This is a genomic window from Pseudarthrobacter sp. MDT3-1, assembly GCF_054510755.1.
The window spans coordinates 147,763-165,006 of sequence record NZ_JBTNDX010000002.1 but is presented as its reverse complement, the minus strand read 5'-3'; the positions used below and the strand labels follow the sequence as shown (position 1 = coordinate 165,006).

Sequence of the window (17,244 nt, the reverse complement as noted above, 5' to 3'; positions counted from 1 at the left end):
GCGGTATCTCGGGGCATACATTGAAGTATGGCTTCGACTTTGACCGCAAATGATTCCTCTGTCTCGCTGAACCCGCTCGTGGAGCCCGCCGGTGAATTGACGCCGGCCGAGGTGGAACGCTACTCGCGGCACCTCATCATTCCCGAAATCGGAGCGGTGGGGCAGCGGCGGCTGAAGAACGCCAGGGTACTTGTTATCGGAGCCGGGGGACTGGGCTCGCCCGCCCTGCTCTACTTGGCGGCAGCGGGCGTGGGGACCCTGGGAATCATCGACGACGACGCCGTTGACCTCAGCAACCTGCAACGCCAGGTGATCCACGGCGTCGCCGACGTAGGACGGCCCAAGATCGAATCCGCGCGGGACGCGATTGCCGCACTGAACCCGCTTGTGGAGGTCCGGCTGCACAACGTCAGGCTGGATGCCTCCAACGCACTGGAGCTGTTCGCGGACTACGATCTGATCCTGGACGGGGCGGACAACTTCGCCACCCGCTACCTGGTCAACGACTCCGCCGCCATCCTCGGCAAGCCTTATGTGTGGGGATCGATCTTCCGTTTCGACGGTCAGGTCAGCGTGTTTTGGGAAAAGCACGGACCCACCTACCGGGACCTATACCCCGAGGCCCCGCCGGCCGGATCCGTGCCCTCCTGCGGCGAGGGTGGCGTCTTCGGCATGCTCTGTGCTGCTGTGGGTTCACTTATGGTGACCGAGGCAGTGAAGCTGATCACCGGCGTCGGACGTTCACTCCTGGGCAGGGTGGCACTGTTTGATGCGCTGGGCGGCAGCTGGCGCGAGATCCGGGTGTCCAAGGACCCGGCGGCCGAGCCCATTACGGAACTGACGGACTACGAAGCCTTCTGCGGCATTACCCCCGCCGCCCTCGCCGACACGGAGCACACGGTGACGGCGACCCAGCTGGCCACCATGCTGGCGTCCCGGAAGGCAGGCCTGAAGGACTTCGAGCTGGTGGACGTCAGGGAAACCGGCGAACACGACATCGTGAGCATCGACGGCTCGGTGCTGATCCCGCAGGGCAGGATCCTGGCGGGGGAGGCCTGGGCGGAACTTCCGCAGGACAAGGACATTGTGTTCCACTGCAAGGCCGGCACGCGGTCAGGGAACGTGCTGGAGGCTGCGCGGAAGGCAGGCTACCAGCGGGTCAGCCATCTCGACGGCGGCATCCTGGCCTGGGTGCGCGATGTGGAACCGCAGAAGCCGGTCTACTGACCGGGCGGGTCAGGCGGTTTCGAGGCCCCGGTGGTCCACGGGGCACTCCGCCTGCGCTGCGGTGGCCGGCTGCTCCACGGTGATGCCGTAGAGAGTTTCGAGCGCGGACACGTAGTCGTCCTGTTGGCCGTTGGCGGCGAGCTCACGGGCACGGACAGTGGGCACGTGCAGCAGCTGCTTGACCATCCGGCGGAGGGCGAACTCCACTTCCTCGGCGGCGGCGGTGCAGCCGTGGCGGGCACGGACGCGTTCCATTTCCGCATCCAGGACGTTCATGGTGTGCCGGCGGAGCGCCACGATGGCGGAATCCACCGAGCGGGCTTCCCGTTCCTGTTCGAAGGCCTGGGCCGCGCCGGACACGATGCCGCTGGCCTGGGTGAGGGACTCGGCCTGTTCCTGGGGTGCCGCCAAACGCACGGATTCCAGCGTGAGCAGCTCAACGCCGTCGAGCTGGCCGACTTCGGGGTCAAAGTCATGGGTGAGGGCGAGGTCGATCGCGATCAGCGGCTGGGGAGAGCCCGCGCGGATCTCGGCAAGTTCGCCAGCCTCGACCCGGGTGTCGGAGCCGCTGCAGCCGATCATAACGTCTGCCGCAGCTACGGCTACCGGCAGGGATTCGCTGTCCAGCGCTGTTCCGCCGCGCGTGGCGACGAACGCTTCGGCGCGTCCCGACGAGGAGAACACGGAGATGTCGGTGCAGCCCCGTTCGCGGAGCAGAGCCATGGTGGCGCCGGCGTAGGCGCCGGTGCCGAACACCACCACCTTCTTCGCTGACCAGTCGGGGCTTTCGGAAAGATCGGTGGCCAGATCCAGTGCAACTGAAACGATGGACAGGCCCCTGGAACCGAGGGCGGTCTGCGCTCCGACGTCCTTGGCCGTCTTGGAGGCGGCCTGGAAGAGGCGGACCAGGCCGGAGCTGGCCGTGCCCTCGTGCTGGGCAGTGATGAGTGCGCGGCGGACCTGGCCGGCGATTTCACGTTCACCCACCACGGCGGAGTCCAGTCCGGCGCTGACGGCGAACAGGTGCTGGCTGACTTCGGGGCCGGTGCGTGTGCTGAAGGAGCGGGACACGAGCTGTTCGTTGAGGCCGCTGAGTCCGCTGATCTCGGACACGAGAGCCGCACGTGCGGCCTCAACATCGTCAGCGTGGGGCGCTTCGCCGTAGATTTCGTAGCGGTTGCAGGTGGCAAGCACAATCGCACCCGTCACTGCCGGCGATCCGGAGAGTGCGGATGTTGCGATACCGGAGGCACCGTTGCTCAGTTGAGCAACGGTCTCAAGGTCGATGTCGGCGTGTGTAGCCACCAATGAAAAAAGAACCACAGCAGACCAATCATAGCTTTTTCGTAGCCCGGTAGAACAACCGGCCAACCGGCAACGGGCGGTGGAGGGCCATGATTCCTGTCACGGCGCGTCCCGGGCGGCTCTCCGTGACAGGCTGTCGTTATCTTTTAGGGCCGATTTTGGGCACAATCAAAGGCATGACTTCCAGCTCCGCCGTGTCCAATGCCGTGCCTAGTGTCCCGTCTAACGGCAGAGCCCTCGCTGCCGGCCATCCGCTGATGGACGGCCGCACCTCAGATTCGCCGCTCATCACCGCTTACCGTGGCGGCAAGCCGTCGCGGCGGCCGGTGTGGTTCATGCGGCAGGCCGGGCGCTCCCTGCCGGAATACCTGAAGGTGCGCGAAGGCGTGGCCATGCTGGATTCCTGCCTGCGGCCCGAGCTCGCGGCCGAAATCACGCTGCAGCCCGTCCGTCGCCATGACGTGGACGCTGGCATTTTCTTCTCCGACATCGTCATTCCGCTCAAGCTCGCCGGCGTCGGCGTGGACATTGTGCCGGGCGTGGGCCCCGTGCTGGACAAACCGGTGCGCACGGCTGCAGACGTTGCCGCCCTGCCCCAGCTGACCTGGGAAGCGCTGGAACCGATCCGCGAAGCCGTGCGGCTGACCGTCGCCGAGCTGGGCAAAACCCCGCTGATCGGCTTTGCCGGTGCCCCGTTCACCCTCGCCGCCTACATGGTGGAGGGCAAACCCTCCCGTGACCACCTGGGCCCGCGCACCATGATGCACGCGGACCCGGAAGCCTGGACGGCGCTGGCCAACTGGGCCGCCGACGCCTCGGGGATGTTCCTCCGCGCCCAGCTGGAAGCCGGCGCCTCCGCCGCGCAGCTGTTTGATTCCTGGGCAGGGTCGCTGGGCCTGGCCGACTACACCAAGTTCGTGGCACCTGCCTCGGCCCGTGCGCTGGACCATGTCCGCCACCTCGGCGCGCCGCTGATCCACTTTGGTACCGGAACCTCCGAACTGCTTGTTGCCATGCGCGACGTCGGCGTGGACGTGGTGGGCGTGGATTACCGCCTTCCGCTGGATGAGGCCAACCGGCGCCTGGGTGGAACGGTGCCGCTGCAGGGCAACATCGACCCCGCGTTGCTTTCCGCGCCGTGGGACGTGCTGGAAGCCCATGTCCGTGCGGTCATTGCGGCCGGCGCTTCTGCGCCCGGCCATGTGCTCAACCTTGGACACGGGGTGCCGCCGGAAACCGACCCCACGGTCCTGACCCGCGTTGTAGAACTCATCCACTCCATTTCCCCGGAGTAGGACCGTGGGCAGTTCCGAGACACCGGCCCAGACCGCCGTCGTCCTTGGCGGCGGCATCTCCGGCCTGCTGGCCGCACGCGAGCTGGCAGCTGCCGGACACACCGTCACCGTTCTGGAAGCCACAGCATCCTGGGGCGGCTGCGTGGGCAGCCACGTGGTGGCCGGCCTCACCCTGGACAGCGGAGCAGAGTCCTTCGCCACACGCTCCCCAGCCGTGGCTGACCTTGCGGATGAACTTGGACTCGGTAGCAAGGTTGTGGCGCCCCGCCCGGGCGGTGCCTGGGTGCAGCTTCCGGACGGCCCGCGCGAACTGCCTAAGACCGGAGTCCTGGGAATTCCCGCCAACCCCTGGGACCCGGAGGTCAGGCGGTCGTTGGGGTTTGTAGGCTCCCTGCGGGCGTCCTTTGATAAATACCTGCCAGCCTCACTCGGTGCGTCGGCGGACGTCACCAGCGTCGCGGCGCTGGTGCGTGCCCGGATGGGCCGCCGCGTGTTGGAGCGCCTCGTAGCCCCGGTGGTTGGCGGCGTGCACTCCGCGGACCCCGGACTCCTGGACGTGGACATGGTGGCCCCCGGCCTCCGGGCCGGAATCCGAGAGCACGGTTCCCTCGCGGCCGCGGTGGCCGCCCAGCGGCGCGGCTCCACCCAGCCGTTCCTCGCGAAGGCGGGTTCCGCCGTCGCCGGCCTCGACGGCGGGATGCACACCCTGGTTTCGGCCCTGCTCAGCGATCTCCGCGGCCGCGGTGTCACCCTGATGAGTGGAACAGCCGCGGACGCCGTCGAACGGACGCCGGACGGGTGGCGCGTCACCGCCGGTGACGCAGCGTACGACGGCGGCCTGCTGGTGGTGGCGCTGCCCGGCCCGGCCGCAGTGGGGCTGCTTCAGGCGGCCGTGCCCGCCCTGGCCGGCAGGAGCCCCGAAAGCGGTCCGGATGTCCGGCTCGTCACCGTAGTAGTGGACCTGCCCGAACTGGACCGCAGGCCGCGGGGCACCGGGATCCTGGTGGCCCCCCAGACGCCGGGTATCCAGGCAAAAGCCCTCACGCATGCCACCGCGAAGTGGGATTGGCTGGCCGCTGCGGCAGGTCCAGGGACCCACGTGCTGCGGCTCTCCTACGGCCGCCTGGAAGCCGCGGAACCCGCGACCCCAGAAAGCGGCGGCTCCGCCCCTGCCCTCGACGCGGAATTACTGGCTGCTGCCTTGCGCGACGCTTCGGCGCTGCTGGACGTCCCGGTGCAGGGGACGGACGTCGTCGGCTGGGATGTTGTCAGGTGGCAAGGGGCCCTGCCGTTCGCGGCCGTGGGACACAAAGCCCGGGTGGCCGAGGTAAGGAAGCTCTGCGCGGCAGAGGCCGGCCTCGGCATTGTGGGCGGATGGGTGGCCGGCAACGGACTCGCCGCCGTGGTGGCCGATACCCGAAAAGAAATTCGAAGCCTGCTCAGCTGACCATCGCTCCTGCTCAGTGGAATATGGGCCTTGAAAGGACCACTCCGGGGTGCAGTTTCCGGTTTTCAATCCAGGCCCTCATGTGGCTAGGGTCGATAACTATGGTTATTTACAGGTCCGAATCTTCCCTTTCCCGGACCAGTATCCATGGGGGACTCCGGCGTGGCGCTGCAGCGGCTGCCGTCGGAGCGGTACTGGTCCTGTCCGCCGGCGTTCCAGCGTCGCAGGCGGCTGACGGCAGCGCCGAACCCACAGAGTCGGCCGCGGTTGCGGCCGACGGGGACCTCGCCGGGGTCAGCGGCCTGCTGAATGGCCTCCTGGGCGGTTCCGGCGGACAGACCAAAGCCTCGCCCGAACCGACTCCCGCGCCTTCAGGCTCTTCCACTCCGACGGTCACACCGTCTCCGGCCCCCACGTCCACGGCCCCCACGTCCACGGCGCCGACGTCGTCCGCTCCGTCGACATCTGCCAGCCCAGCGCCGCAGGGCACCACTCCGCAGGGCACAGCTCCCCAAGGTGCCGTCCCGCCGTCGAGCGCCCCGGCGCCGCTCAGCACGTCCCCGGATACCGCAGGTTCAGCGGCAGGCACGCAGCCGAACGGCCAGCCAGGTGCCCCCTCAGACGCGACGCAGGATGCCGGACAGGAAGCCGATCCTGCTGCGGACCAGCCCACGGACACCCACAGCACCAACGCCACGCCTGTTTCGGGACCGGGGCGCCACGGAAACGCGCCTGCCAGCCGGGACAACATGGCGTCCGCCACGGCAGCAGCCGCGGCCGCCGAACCCGCGAAGGTCTGGCTTGGTGTGGGACTGGTGGGGTCCGCCGGAGCCGCTGGCCTCCTTTTTGCCCGGATCCGCCAGATCTGACCTCAGTGCCGGATTGGCTCACAACCCACGCTTCGCCGAACGTGTGACATTGAGCACTTCTACGTCTTGTAGAAGTCGCTGGTTTCGACTTGGCGGTAGGGAAGGGGCAAACTGGTAACCATGAGCCACACTTCTGCCGAATCTGTCACTAAAACCGAAGAATCAGCCGAGCAGTTCTTCACTCTCTGGACTGTTTTCAAGCGGTCCGAGGAACTGGTGCGCAGCGCTGATGCTGCCGCCGATTTCGATGCCCTGTTGGTCCGCCTGGCCGAGGCCGGCGTGACGCACCGCGGCAGCTACGACGTCTCCGCGATGCGCGCCGACGCCGACATCATGGTGTGGCTCCACGGCCCGAAGCCCGAAGCGCTGCAGCAGGCCATCCGCGACATCCGCCGCAGCACGCTTTTCGCCGGAACCGAGATTGTCTGGTCCGCCATGGGCGTGCACCGGGAAGCCGAGTTCGCCAAGAACCACACCCCCGCTTACTCACGCGGTGTGGCCCCGGCCGAATGGCTCTGCGTCTACCCGTTCGTGCGCTCCTATGAGTGGTACATCCTGCCCGAGGAAGAACGCGGCAAGATGCTGCGCGACCACGGTATGCTGGGCCGGGAGTTCCCGCAGGTCATCTCCAACACGGTATCCTCCTTCGCCCTGGGAGACTGGGAATGGATCCTGGGACTGGAAGCCCCAGAACTGGTGGACCTCGTGGACCTCATGCGCCACCTCCGCGCCACCGAAGCACGCAACCACGTACGGGAGGAAATCCCGTTCTACACCGGCCGCCGCATCACCGCAGCCGAGGTCGCTGAGGTCCTCGCATGACCCAGCCCGATCCTGCGGCGGGCGCCGTGCTCACCGGAATCAACCCGGTCACCGAAGCCGGCCGGATGGCGCCCAAAAACTATGACGGCGTCCTGCTGGCCTCCTTTGGCGGGCCCGAAGGCCAGGACGACGTCATCCCGTTCCTACGCAATGTCACCCGCGGCCGCGGCATCCCGGACGAGCGGCTGGAAGAGGTTTCCCGGCACTACCGGGCAAATGGCGGCATCAGCCCCATCAACCAGCAAAACCGCGAGCTCAAGGCAGCCCTGGAAGCGGAGCTCAGCGCCCGCGGCATTGAGCTTCCCGTGCTGTGGGGCAACCGCAACTGGGACCCCTACATTCCGCAGACCCTGCAGGACGCGTACGACGCCGGCCACCGCAAACTGCTGATGGTCACCACAAGTGCCTACTCCTGTTACTCCAGTTGCCGCCAGTACCGCGAGGACATCGGCATCGCCCTGACGGAGACAGGACTGGACGGCCGGCTTGAGGTGGACAAGGTCCGCCAGTACTTCGACCACCCCGGCTTTGTGGAGCCCTTCATCGAAGGCACCGCAGCCGGGCTGGCGGACGTGCGGGCGCAGCTTGCGGCCGCGGGAACACCGGACGCCCCCGTGCACATCCTTTTTGCCACCCACTCCATCCCCACCCGGGATGCCGAGGCCGCCGGACGGTCTGCGGACGAACCGCGCGAGTTCGACGAAGGTTCCGCCTACGTGGCCCAGCACCTGGCCACCGGCGCCGCAGTCATCAGCCGAGTGCAGGCCGAGTCAGGCCTGACCGCACCCTGGTCGCTCGTCTACCAATCCCGCTCGGGCGCGCCGCACGTGCCCTGGCTGGAACCGGACATCAACGACGCCATCGCCGACCTGGCTGGCCAGGGCATCAAAGGCGTCGTCATCGTCCCGCTGGGCTTTGTCAGCGACCACATGGAAGTTGTCTGGGACCTGGACACCGAAGCTCTGGAAACCAGCCGTAACCTCGGCCTGGCTGCCACGCGTGTACCCACCCCCGGCAACCACCGGAAGTTTGTGAACGGCCTGGTGGACCTCATCTCCGAACGGACGCTCGCCAACAACATCAGCGACCGGCCCGCCGTGACCGGACTGGGCCCCTGGTACGACGTCTGCCGGCCGGGATGCTGCGCGAACTTCCGCGGCGAAAAGCCCACCATCGCCGGAGCCGACACCACCGTCGGCACCGGACACGACGCATACCCGGGCGCATCTGCGGGCGCTCCCGGGAGAGAAGGAACCCCGTGACCGTACGGATCGGAACCAGGGCCAGCAAGCTCGCCCTGACCCAGACCCAGCAGACGGCGGACCAGCTGGCCGCCGTCGGAGGCTTCCCCGTGGAGCTGGTGCACATCACCACCGAGGGCGACGTCAGGACAGGGTCCCTGTCCCAGATGGGCGGCACCGGGGTGTTTGTCGCCGCCCTGCGCGATGCCCTCCTGCAGGACACCTGCGATGTCGCTGTGCACTCACTCAAGGACCTTCCCACGGGCGCCGCGCCGGGCCTCACCATCGCCGCAACGCCCAAGCGTGCGGACGTGCGGGACGTCCTGTGCGCCCGCGACGGCCTAAAGCTGGCTGATCTGCCTCAAGGCGCCAAGGTGGGCACCGGCTCTCCGCGCCGAGCTGCCCAGTTGCGTGCCGCCCGCCCTGACCTGGAAGTGCAGGACATCCGCGGCAATGTGGATACCCGTCTGGGCCGCGTGCCCGGCCTGCCCGGAAACGCCGCCGGCGCACCGGGTGACCTGGACGCCGTCGTACTGGCCGCCGCAGGCCTGGAACGCATCGGCCGCCTGGACGCCGTCAGCGAATTTTTCGAGATGGACGTGATGCTGCCGGCGCCCGGACAGGGTTCGCTGGCCATCGAATGCCGGACGGCTGACGCCCCGCGCAAGGCAGGTTCCACCGAGGGGTCGCAGAGTGTTTTGGCGCAGGCCCTGGCCGCGCTCAACGATGAGGACACCCGCCTCGCCGTGACCGCCGAGCGTGCCGTGCTGGCCCGCCTCGAGGCCGGCTGCGCCGCCCCCGTGGGTGCCTTCGCGTACCGCAAGGGCAGCATGCTGTACCTCGAGGCGGCGGTGTGCGCCGTGGACGGCACCAAGACTGTGCGCGAAAAGAAGGCAACCGACGGTCTCACCGAGGTTGGTGCCACGCTGCTCGGCATCGAGGTGGCCGAGCTCCTGCTGGCTGCCGGCGCCGCGGAGATCGCGGACCTTGCAGCCTCCTGATGACCTGGCGGGCGCTCTGGGTGGCCGTCGCGTCCTGATCACCCGTAGCGCCGACCGTGCCGGGCCGCTGGCCGCGCTGCTCGGCGGTCTGGGGGCCGAACCGTTGCTTTTGCCGCTCATCGACTTTGAACGGGCCGCGGACCTGTCGGCTCTCGATGCCGCGCTGGATGATCTGGTGGCCGGGGGCTTCGACTGGCTGGTGGTCAGCAGCATCACCGCGGTGCGTGTGCTCGTGGAAAAAGCGGTTGAGCGCGGCACCACGCCGGCCGGACTGGTGCCGGCGGGAACGAGGGTGGCCACCATCGGACCGTCCTCCCGGCGGATCCTCGAGGCCGCGGGCATTCCTGTGGCGCTGGCCCCGGTGGATATCCAGTCCGCCGAAGGGCTCGTGGAACTGTGGACCGCCGCGCCGGCGCGCGTGCTGCTGCCACAGGCCGACATCGCGGCCCCTGAACTGCGCGATGGCCTGGCAGCCAAGGGTGCCGACGTCACCGCAGTTGTGGCCTACCACACCGTGGACTACCCGGCCCGGCAAGAACTCCGCCTGGAGGCGGAACTGCCGTCCGCCGTCGGAATCTCCCACGCTTTCGCTCCCCGTGAGCTCAGTCAGTCGCAGACCCGCAGGGAGCTCGACGCCGGGACGCTCGACGCCGTCGTGGCCGCCTCGCCAAGCGCCGCGCGGCGCATTGCAGCGACCCTCCTGCCGCTGGGCCGCTGCCGTTTCATCGCCATCGGACGCCCGACGGCGGCAGAAGCTGCCGCCCTTGGCATCCCGGTGGCCGCCACCGCCCAAGTCCCCACCCCGGACGGCATAGTGGCCGCGCTGGGCACCGTATTTGCCAACGAAGGGAACACCCGATGAGCTTTCCGAACCACCGCCCGCGCCGCCTCCGCACCACGCCCGCCATGCGCCGGCTCACCGCCGAATACCGCCTGGCGCCTGCCGACCTGATCCTGCCCGCGTTCATCCGCGAAGGCCTCAGCGAACCGTCGCCCATCACCTCCATGCCCGGCGTCGTCCAGCACACCACCGACTCGCTAAAGCGCGCCGCCGCGGAAGCCGTGGAACTGGGCGTCGGCGGCATCATGCTCTTTGGCGTGCCCGCCGTGCGCGATGCCCGCGGCACCGCCTCCCTGGACCCGGACGGCGTGCTCAATAAAGCCATCCGCGACGTCCGCGCCGAGGTGGGCGACGACCTGGTCATCATGGGCGATGTCTGCCTGGACGAATTCACCGACCACGGCCACTGCGGCGTCCTGGACGCCGATGGCTATGTGGACAACGACGCCACGCTGGAGATCTACGGCCAGATGGCCGTGGCCCAGGCTGACGCGGGCGCCCATGTGCTGGGGCCCTCCGGCATGATGGACGGCCAGATCGCCGTGATCCGCCAGGCCCTTGAGGAATCCGGCCACAAAAACACCGTCATCCTGGCCTACGCTGCCAAGTACGCCTCCGCCTTCTACGGTCCCTTCCGGGAAGCCGTGGATTCGCAGCTCAAGGGCGACCGCCGCACCTATCAGATGGACGCCGCCAACCGCCGCGAAGCCCTCCTTGAGGTGGAGCTGGATCTTGAGGAAGGCGCAGACATGGTGATGGTGAAGCCGGCCATGAGCTACCTGGATATCCTGGCCGACGTCGCCGCCATGAGTCCCGTGCCCGTCTCGGCCTACCAGATCTCGGGTGAATACGCGATGATCGAGGCCGCCGCCGCCAACGGCTGGATTGACCGGCGGGGTGCCATCACGGAATCCATCCTCGGCATCAAGCGGGCCGGCGCCAACACCGTGCTGACTTACTGGGCCTCCGAAGTAGCAGGCTGGCTCAAGGAATCCTGACGCGGCAGGGAATGTTTCCGGATGCTCGGTGGTTTGTATGCGTATGCATGAAAACAGCGAGCCTTCCGTAACCACTCCGTCCACCCCGGGCAACCCCACTGCCCCTGTCCCCGCGGACACCATCCTATTGGGCGTCAGTACCTTCGGCGACGTCGACCTGGCTGCCGACGGCGCACCCAAGCACCACGCGGAGGTGCTGCGCCAGGTGGTGGAACAGGCCAAGGTGGCCGACGCCGTCGGACTGCACTCCTTCGGCGTGGGGGAGCACCACCGCAGGGACTTCGCCGTCAGTGCGCCGGACGTGGTGCTCGCAGCCATCGCCACGGCCACGGAAAACATCCGGCTCGGCAGTGCCGTCACGGTCCTGAGCTCGGACGATCCCATCCGCGTCTTCCAGCGCTTCGCCACACTCGACGCCGTCTCCAACGGCCGCGCCGAAGTGATCCTGGGCAGGGGTTCGTTCACCGAGTCCTTCCCGCTCTTTGGCTACGACCTGGGCGACTACGACGCGCTGTTCGAGGAGAAGCTGGACATCTATGACCGCGTCCGCTCCCAGAACCCGGTGAACTGGGACGGCCGCACCCGGGCGTCGCTTCGGGGCCAGATGGTCTATCCGCACGTGGAAGGCCGCCTGCTTCCCACCTGGATCGGAGTGGGCGGCTCACCCCAGTCCGTAGTCCGCACGGCCACCTACGGGTACCCCATGGTCCTGGCGATCATCGGCGGCGAGCCCGAGCGTTTCCGCCCGTATGCCGATCTGTACCGGCGCACGCTGGCCGAAGCCGGTAAGGAACCGCAGGCACTCTCCGTGCATTCGCCCGGCTACGTGGCCGAAACTGACGAGCAGGCCCTCGAGGAGTACTACCCGCACTGGCTCGCCACGCGGAACAAGATCGGCGCGGAACGCGGCTGGGGACCGGCCGGGCGCGGCGAATACGAAGCCGCGGCCGACGAGGACGGCGCCCTGTTCGTTGGTTCCCCGGAGACCGTGGCGGCGAAGATCGCCCGGCTCAAGGGCACCCTCGGTGCGGACCGCTTCGAGATGAAGTACAGCAGCGGCACGCTGCCCCACGAGCAGATGCTGCGCTCCATCGAACTGTTCGGTTCCAAGGTGGCGCCACGCGTTGCGGACAAGCTTGCGGACATGCTCGCGGACCGCTGAGTCAGGCGGCCTCTTGATCCGGCAGCTACTGTATCCGGCGCCCGCACCATGGCGTGGCGCCGGATGCCACCGCACGTGATGGAAGAATAGGGGCATGACTCGTTCCGAAGACCTCTTCGCCCGTGCCCAGACCCTGATGCCCGGTGGCGTCAACTCACCCGTCCGTGCCTTCGGCTCGGTGGGCGGTACCCCGCGGTTTATGGTGTCGGCCCAGGGCCCATACCTGACCGATGCCGACGGCAAAGAGTACGTCGACCTGGTCTGCTCCTGGGGCCCGGCCCTTCTGGGGCACGCCCATCCGGCCGTACTGGAGGCGGTCCACGCGGCGGTGGACCGAGGCCTGTCCTTCGGCGCGTCCACCCCGGACGAGGCCAACCTGGCCGCCATCGTCCAGGAGCGCGTGCCGGCCGCCGAACGCGTGCGTATGGTCTCCACCGGCACCGAGGCCACCATGACGGCCGTCCGGCTGGCCCGCGGCTTCACCGGCCGGAACCTCATCATCAAGTTCGCTGGCTGCTACCACGGCCACCTGGACGGGCTGCTCGCCGCTGCAGGATCGGGTGTTGCAACCCTGGCGCTGCCGGGCTCGGCCGGCGTCACCGCAGCCACTGCCGCCGAAACGCTGGTCCTGCCCTACAACGACCTCGCCGCCGTCGAAGCCGCCTTTGCTGCGCACGGGCCGAACATCGCCGCCGTCATCACCGAAGCCGCCCCCGCCAACATGGGCGTGGTGACTCCGAGGGAGGGCTTCAACCTGGGCCTGTCCCGCATCACCCGCGAGCACGGCGCCCTGCTGATCCTGGACGAAGTGCTCACCGGCTTCCGCACCGGCTACTCCGGCTACTGGGGACTCACCGGCGGTGCTGCTGACGCGACGGAGCCGTGGACCCCCGACCTGCTCACGTTCGGCAAGGTCATCGGCGGCGGAATGCCGACGGCGGCCCTCGGCGGGCGTGCGGACGTTATGGACTACCTTGCACCCCTCGGCCCGGTGTACCAGGCAGGGACACTCTCCGGGAACCCCGTGGCCATGGCAGCCGGCGTAGCCACGCTGACGCACGCCACCCGCGACGTGTACTCCTTTGTGGACGCCCGCTCGCTGGAACTCTCCTCGGCGCTGTCCGCTGCCCTGGACAGTGCCGGTGTGGACCACTCCGTCCAGTTCGCCGGAAACCTCTTCTCCGTGGCATTCGGCACGTCCGCCAACGGCGTCCACAACTACGCTGACGCCCAGGCCCAGGAAACCTTCCGGTACGCGCCGTTCTTCCACTCCATGCTGGAAACCGGCGTTTACCTGCCGCCGTCGGTCTTCGAGGCCTGGTTCCTCTCGGCCGCCCACGACGACGCCGCGATGAACCGAATCTTTGACGCCCTCCCGGCCGCCGCGAAGGCTGCAGCTGCCGCGAAGGCCTAGCGCCGCCGTCGGCCGTTGACCGGCGCCCGCAACGGCTGAAGCAAGAAAATCCCCGTCTCCCGGACAAATCCCCGCACAAAGCGTGGGGGAAATGTCCGGGAGACGGGGATTTCCTGTTGGCGCGTCTACAGCACGTCCGAAAGGAAGCCCTTCAGGCGGTCAGTTGCGGGCGCCGTGAAGATCTGCTCGGGCGGACCCGATTCGACCACCACGCCGGCGTCCATAAACGTGACAGTGTCCGAGACGTTGCGGGAGAAGCCCATCTCGTGGGTCACCACCACCATGGTCATGCCGCCCTTGGCGAGGTCGGTCATCAGCGCCAGGACGCCCTTAACGAGCTCGGGGTCGAGGGCGGAGGTGGCCTCGTCAAAGAACATCACCTCAGGCTTCATGGCCAACGCACGGGCGATTGCAACGCGCTGCTGCTGGCCGCCGGAGAGGTTGGCCGGGCGGGCATCGGCTTTGTGCTTGAGGCCCACCAGGTCCAGCTGCTCCAGGGCCTCGGCGCGCGCCTCGTCCTTGGAGAGCTTCCGGAGCTTTCGCAGCGCGAGCGAGACGTTGTCCAACACCGTCTTGTGCGGGAACAGGTTGAACTGCTGGAACACCATGCCGATCCGCTGGCGCAGCTCGTCCGGGTTGTCCTTCAGGACCGACCGACCATCCAGCAGGATGTCGCCCTGGTCCGGTTCGATCAGCCGGTTCATGACGCGCAGGAGCGTCGACTTTCCAGAGCCAGACGGGCCGATGACCGAAGCCGTAGTGCCCTTCTCCACGTGGAGGGCGATGCCGCGGAGCACATGGTTATGCCCGAACGAAAGGTGCAGGTTCTTGCCGGTCAGGGTGCCGGAAGTAAACTCCGTCATGCCTGTGCCCCCTTGCCGATAGGTGCCGCCAGCTCGTCCGGTTCCTTCTTCTCCGGCCGGCCAGTACGGAGCCGGTTGTCGATGAAGTTCACGAAGTGTGTCAGCGGCACGGTCAGGATCAGATACAGAACGCCGGCGGCCACCAGCGGCGAAAGGTTCCCAGTGTTGGCCATGGCATCGTTACCGATCCGGAAAATCTCGCGGTCGGAGGCTGCCAGGCCCAGCACAAACACCAGGGAGGAATCCTTCAGCAGCGAGATGAACTGGTTCACCAAGGCAGGCAGCACGCGGCGGATGCCCTGTGGCACCACCACCAGGCGCATGGACTTGCCGTAGCTGAACCCCAAAGCGCGCGAGGCCTCCAACTGGCCCTTCTCCACGCTCTGGATTCCGGAACGGAAGATCTCGCCGATGTAGGCGCCGGCGATCAACGTCAGAGCCAGGATCCCGAGCGGATAGGGGTTCCGGTTACCGGTGAGTTCCCGAGCGATGGGGCTGAGCCCAATACCGATCACCAGGATGACCAAAATGGCGGGCAGGCCGCGGAACAGGTCGGTGTAGATCCGAGCTGCCCAGCGGGCGACGGGATTCCGGGAAATGCCCATCAGCGCGAGCAGTAGCCCCAGCAAGGAGCCGAGGATGCCCGAGGCCAAGGCCAGGATCAGGGTGTTGGGCAAGCCCACCGTGAGAAAGGAAGGAACGACTTTCGCCATTTCCTCCCAGTTGAGGAAGGTTTCACCCAGCTGGTCCAGGAGATCCATAAGCGGTTAAGTCCAGATCAGCTCTGGGGAGCCGGAGCAGCTTTGCTTCCCGGCTTCCAGTCGGCGGGGGTCTCGCGGTCCGGGTACCATTCCTTGGTCAGCTTGGACCAGGTGCCGTCAGCAATTACGGCATCAAGGCCGGAGTTCAAAGCGTCGATCAGGGCCTTGTTGTCCTTGTTCACGGCGTAAGCGGTGAAGTTCTGGGTGTTCACAACAGACTCGGCGATGACAGTTCCGTCGCCGTCCTTCACCTGGCCGGTGGCCTGCTGCGAGGGTGCCACCCAGGCATCGATCTGGCCGTTGCGCACGTTGGCGTACACGGTGGCGTAGTCCGGGAAACGGACCGGCTCGAGCTTCAGGGTGTTGGTGGCGTAGTCGTCCTGGACCGTGCCCTGGACAACGCCGATGCGGACATTGGCATCCAGGTCTGCGAAGCCCTTGACGTCGCTGTCGGTCTTGGCAACGACAGCCATAAAGCCGAAGTCGTAGCCGTTGGTGAAGCCCACGTTGGCGCGGCGGGCGTCTGTGGTGGAAATCGAGGACGATCCCACATCGAACTGCTTAGTCTGTACCTGGGAGAGCAGCGCCGAGAAGTCGGTGGCTACGAACTCGACCTCGAGGCCAAGCTTGCCGGCAACGGCGCGCAGGAGCTCGTTGTCGTAGCCGGTGAACTTGCCGGCGGGGTCGATGAAGATATTCGGCGGGGCGTCGGAGAGCGTGCCAACTTCAAGCTTGCCTTCGGTGTTGAGGCCCAGCTTGGTCTTGTCGATCTGGTCCAACGGCGTGACGTCGGCGGTGGTGTACTTGTCCAGCGTCTGCTGGTCACTGCCGGCGAGGGCATCGGTGGGCGTGCCGCTCGGCTGGGCAGTCCCGCTACCGCAGGCGGCCAGCGAGACAGCCAGCGCAACCGCGACCGGAACGCTGGTCAGCCACTTCATGGCTTTGGTCTTCATGAGAAAGTCACTTTCATCAGAGTCATAAGATCAACCGGGCCGAAGGCTGCGCGTCAGGCGCCTGGCGCCTTGCTCCCAAATGCCGGCCGGCCGGGGCGGGATTACCGCTGAACTTAATCATCTCATTTCCGGCTTTCAGCGCCTTCGGACGAATAAGACCTTGCTTCAATGCGCCTCTTGCCGAATTAGTGGCTGCAGTTGACTCTTCCTGAACATCTGATGAATGAAAGCTTCCCGCGCGGCCGAATCTACGGGTTCCGGCAGCCGCAGTCAGCGGTTCCGGGCTAAATGTGAGTTAGCTCTCAACTAGAAGTCACCGCTGGCGTCTTCCGGTGGAAGGACGGGCCATTCCCCTTCGATCACGGCGGCGGGCTTGGTCTTGCGCAGGTAGTTCTGGAAGTCCGCAGCTTGGCTGACAGCCCAGTCCTTTTGCAGTTCGTGAAGCTGGCTGGCCGGCATCTTGAGCTTGGGAAACTTGATGGCCATCGCATCCAGCATCCGGAGCGTGGCCAAAGCATCCGCGGCCGACGTATGGGCGTTGTCCAGCGTGATGCCGTATTCCTCACACAACGCCGTCAACGTGCGCTTTCCCTTGCGGTACCGGTCCACCTGCTTGTTCATGATGAACGGGTCCAGGACAGGGAACCGGCTCAACTGCCGGACGCCGTAGCGGGCGGACTCAGCGGCCAGGACGGTGAAATCGTAGCTGGCATTGAAGGCAATGACCGGAATGCCGGCGTCGAACAGGTCCTGCAGGACAGTGGCGAGCTCCGCGGTGACTTCATGGACAGGCCGTCCCTCACGCCGGGCCTGCTCCGTGGTGATGCCGTGGATATCGCTGGCCTCGGTAGGGATTTCGACGCCGGGATCGGCCAGCCATTCGTGTTCGGTGATCACGTCCCCCTTGTGGTCCACCACGGTGACCGACGCCGTGACGATGCGCGCGGCACGCGAATTCCGTCCGGTGGTTTCGAGATCGAAGGCTGCGCGGGGAAGGGTGTTCCAGGTGGTCATGCTTCAACGCTACCGGCCAGCACCGACAGGA

The 17,244-nt window shown here is 67.1% G+C and carries 16 protein-coding genes; 11 read left to right on the top strand and 5 right to left on the bottom strand.

Annotated features, from left to right (window positions below):
* Positions 1 to 27: 27 nt before the first annotated feature.
* A complete protein-coding gene (gene moeB / locus ACX80X_RS02085) occupies positions 28 to 1,227 on the top strand; it encodes a molybdopterin-synthase adenylyltransferase MoeB (protein ID WP_252609011.1) in 1,200 nt (399 codons plus the stop codon).
* A 9-nt stretch (positions 1,228 to 1,236) separates the two neighbouring features.
* Here moeB and ACX80X_RS02080 read toward each other — a convergent pair whose 3' ends face one another.
* Entirely contained in the window at positions 1,237 to 2,550 is a 1,314-nt protein-coding gene (locus ACX80X_RS02080; RefSeq protein WP_252598279.1) for a glutamyl-tRNA reductase, read from the bottom strand.
* Between the two features lie 158 nt (positions 2,551 to 2,708).
* On the opposite strand from ACX80X_RS02080, the gene hemE reads away from it, so the two are divergent.
* The 10 genes from hemE to hemL all read left to right on the top strand — a co-directional run bounded on the left by hemE (position 2,709) and on the right by hemL (position 13,622).
* Positions 2,709 to 3,827 carry a uroporphyrinogen decarboxylase gene (gene hemE / locus ACX80X_RS02075; protein ID WP_252598278.1) on the top strand — a complete coding sequence of 373 codons (1,119 nt, stop codon included), beginning with the start codon at positions 2,709 to 2,711 and terminating at the stop codon, positions 3,825 to 3,827.
* 4 nt (positions 3,828 to 3,831) lie between these two features.
* A complete protein-coding gene (hemG, locus tag ACX80X_RS02070; protein WP_459311083.1) occupies positions 3,832 to 5,274 on the top strand; it encodes a protoporphyrinogen oxidase in 1,443 nt (480 codons plus the stop codon).
* A 101-nt stretch (positions 5,275 to 5,375) separates the two neighbouring features.
* The gene (locus tag ACX80X_RS02065) at positions 5,376 to 6,143 is read left to right on the top strand and encodes a hypothetical protein (RefSeq protein ID WP_459311081.1); all 768 of its coding nucleotides are present in this window, start codon (positions 5,376 to 5,378) and stop codon (positions 6,141 to 6,143) included.
* 120 nt (positions 6,144 to 6,263) lie between these two features.
* Positions 6,264 to 6,965, top strand: coding sequence for a hydrogen peroxide-dependent heme synthase (gene hemQ, locus ACX80X_RS02060; RefSeq protein WP_252598275.1), 702 nt, complete (start codon positions 6,264 to 6,266; stop codon positions 6,963 to 6,965).
* The gene (locus tag ACX80X_RS02055) at positions 6,962 to 8,227 is read left to right on the top strand and encodes a ferrochelatase (RefSeq protein WP_252598274.1); all 1,266 of its coding nucleotides are present in this window, start codon (positions 6,962 to 6,964) and stop codon (positions 8,225 to 8,227) included. The genes hemQ and ACX80X_RS02055 overlap by 4 nt, the downstream gene beginning before the upstream one ends.
* Positions 8,224 to 9,207 carry a hydroxymethylbilane synthase gene (gene hemC, locus ACX80X_RS02050; protein WP_252598273.1) on the top strand — a complete coding sequence of 328 codons (984 nt, stop codon included), beginning with the start codon at positions 8,224 to 8,226 and terminating at the stop codon, positions 9,205 to 9,207. Before ACX80X_RS02055 ends, hemC begins: the two co-directional genes overlap by 4 nt.
* Complete coding sequence (locus ACX80X_RS02045) at positions 9,194 to 10,069, top strand: uroporphyrinogen-III synthase (RefSeq protein WP_459311079.1); 876 nt, start codon at positions 9,194 to 9,196, stop codon at positions 10,067 to 10,069. The genes hemC and ACX80X_RS02045 overlap by 14 nt, the downstream gene beginning before the upstream one ends.
* Entirely contained in the window at positions 10,066 to 11,046 is a 981-nt protein-coding gene (hemB, locus tag ACX80X_RS02040; protein ID WP_058931884.1) for a porphobilinogen synthase, read from the top strand. Before ACX80X_RS02045 ends, hemB begins: the two co-directional genes overlap by 4 nt.
* 43 nt (positions 11,047 to 11,089) lie before the next feature.
* Positions 11,090 to 12,208, top strand: a complete 1,119-nt coding sequence (locus ACX80X_RS02035; protein WP_252609023.1) for an LLM class flavin-dependent oxidoreductase — start codon at positions 11,090 to 11,092, stop codon at positions 12,206 to 12,208.
* 94 nt (positions 12,209 to 12,302) lie between these two features.
* Entirely contained in the window at positions 12,303 to 13,622 is a 1,320-nt protein-coding gene (gene hemL / locus ACX80X_RS02030; RefSeq protein ID WP_252598270.1) for a glutamate-1-semialdehyde 2,1-aminomutase, read from the top strand.
* A gap of 125 nt (positions 13,623 to 13,747) precedes the next feature.
* On the opposite strand, the gene ACX80X_RS02025 is transcribed toward hemL, so the two are convergent.
* The 4 genes from ACX80X_RS02025 to ACX80X_RS02010 all read right to left on the bottom strand — a co-directional run bounded on the left by ACX80X_RS02025 (position 13,748) and on the right by ACX80X_RS02010 (position 17,213).
* A complete protein-coding gene (locus ACX80X_RS02025) occupies positions 13,748 to 14,485 on the bottom strand; it encodes an amino acid ABC transporter ATP-binding protein (protein WP_459311077.1) in 738 nt (245 codons plus the stop codon).
* On the bottom strand, positions 14,482 to 15,246 hold the full coding sequence (locus ACX80X_RS02020; protein ID WP_459311075.1) for an amino acid ABC transporter permease: 765 nt from the start codon (positions 15,244 to 15,246) through the stop codon (positions 14,482 to 14,484). Before ACX80X_RS02020 ends, ACX80X_RS02025 begins: the two co-directional genes overlap by 4 nt.
* A gap of 17 nt (positions 15,247 to 15,263) precedes the next feature.
* Positions 15,264 to 16,199 carry an ABC transporter substrate-binding protein gene (locus tag ACX80X_RS02015; protein ID WP_252598268.1) on the bottom strand — a complete coding sequence of 312 codons (936 nt, stop codon included), beginning with the start codon at positions 16,197 to 16,199 and terminating at the stop codon, positions 15,264 to 15,266.
* Between the two features lie 306 nt (positions 16,200 to 16,505).
* The gene (locus tag ACX80X_RS02010; RefSeq protein ID WP_252598267.1) at positions 16,506 to 17,213 is read right to left on the bottom strand and encodes a 3'-5' exonuclease; all 708 of its coding nucleotides are present in this window, start codon (positions 17,211 to 17,213) and stop codon (positions 16,506 to 16,508) included.
* Between the last annotated feature and the right edge of the window lie 31 nt (positions 17,214 to 17,244).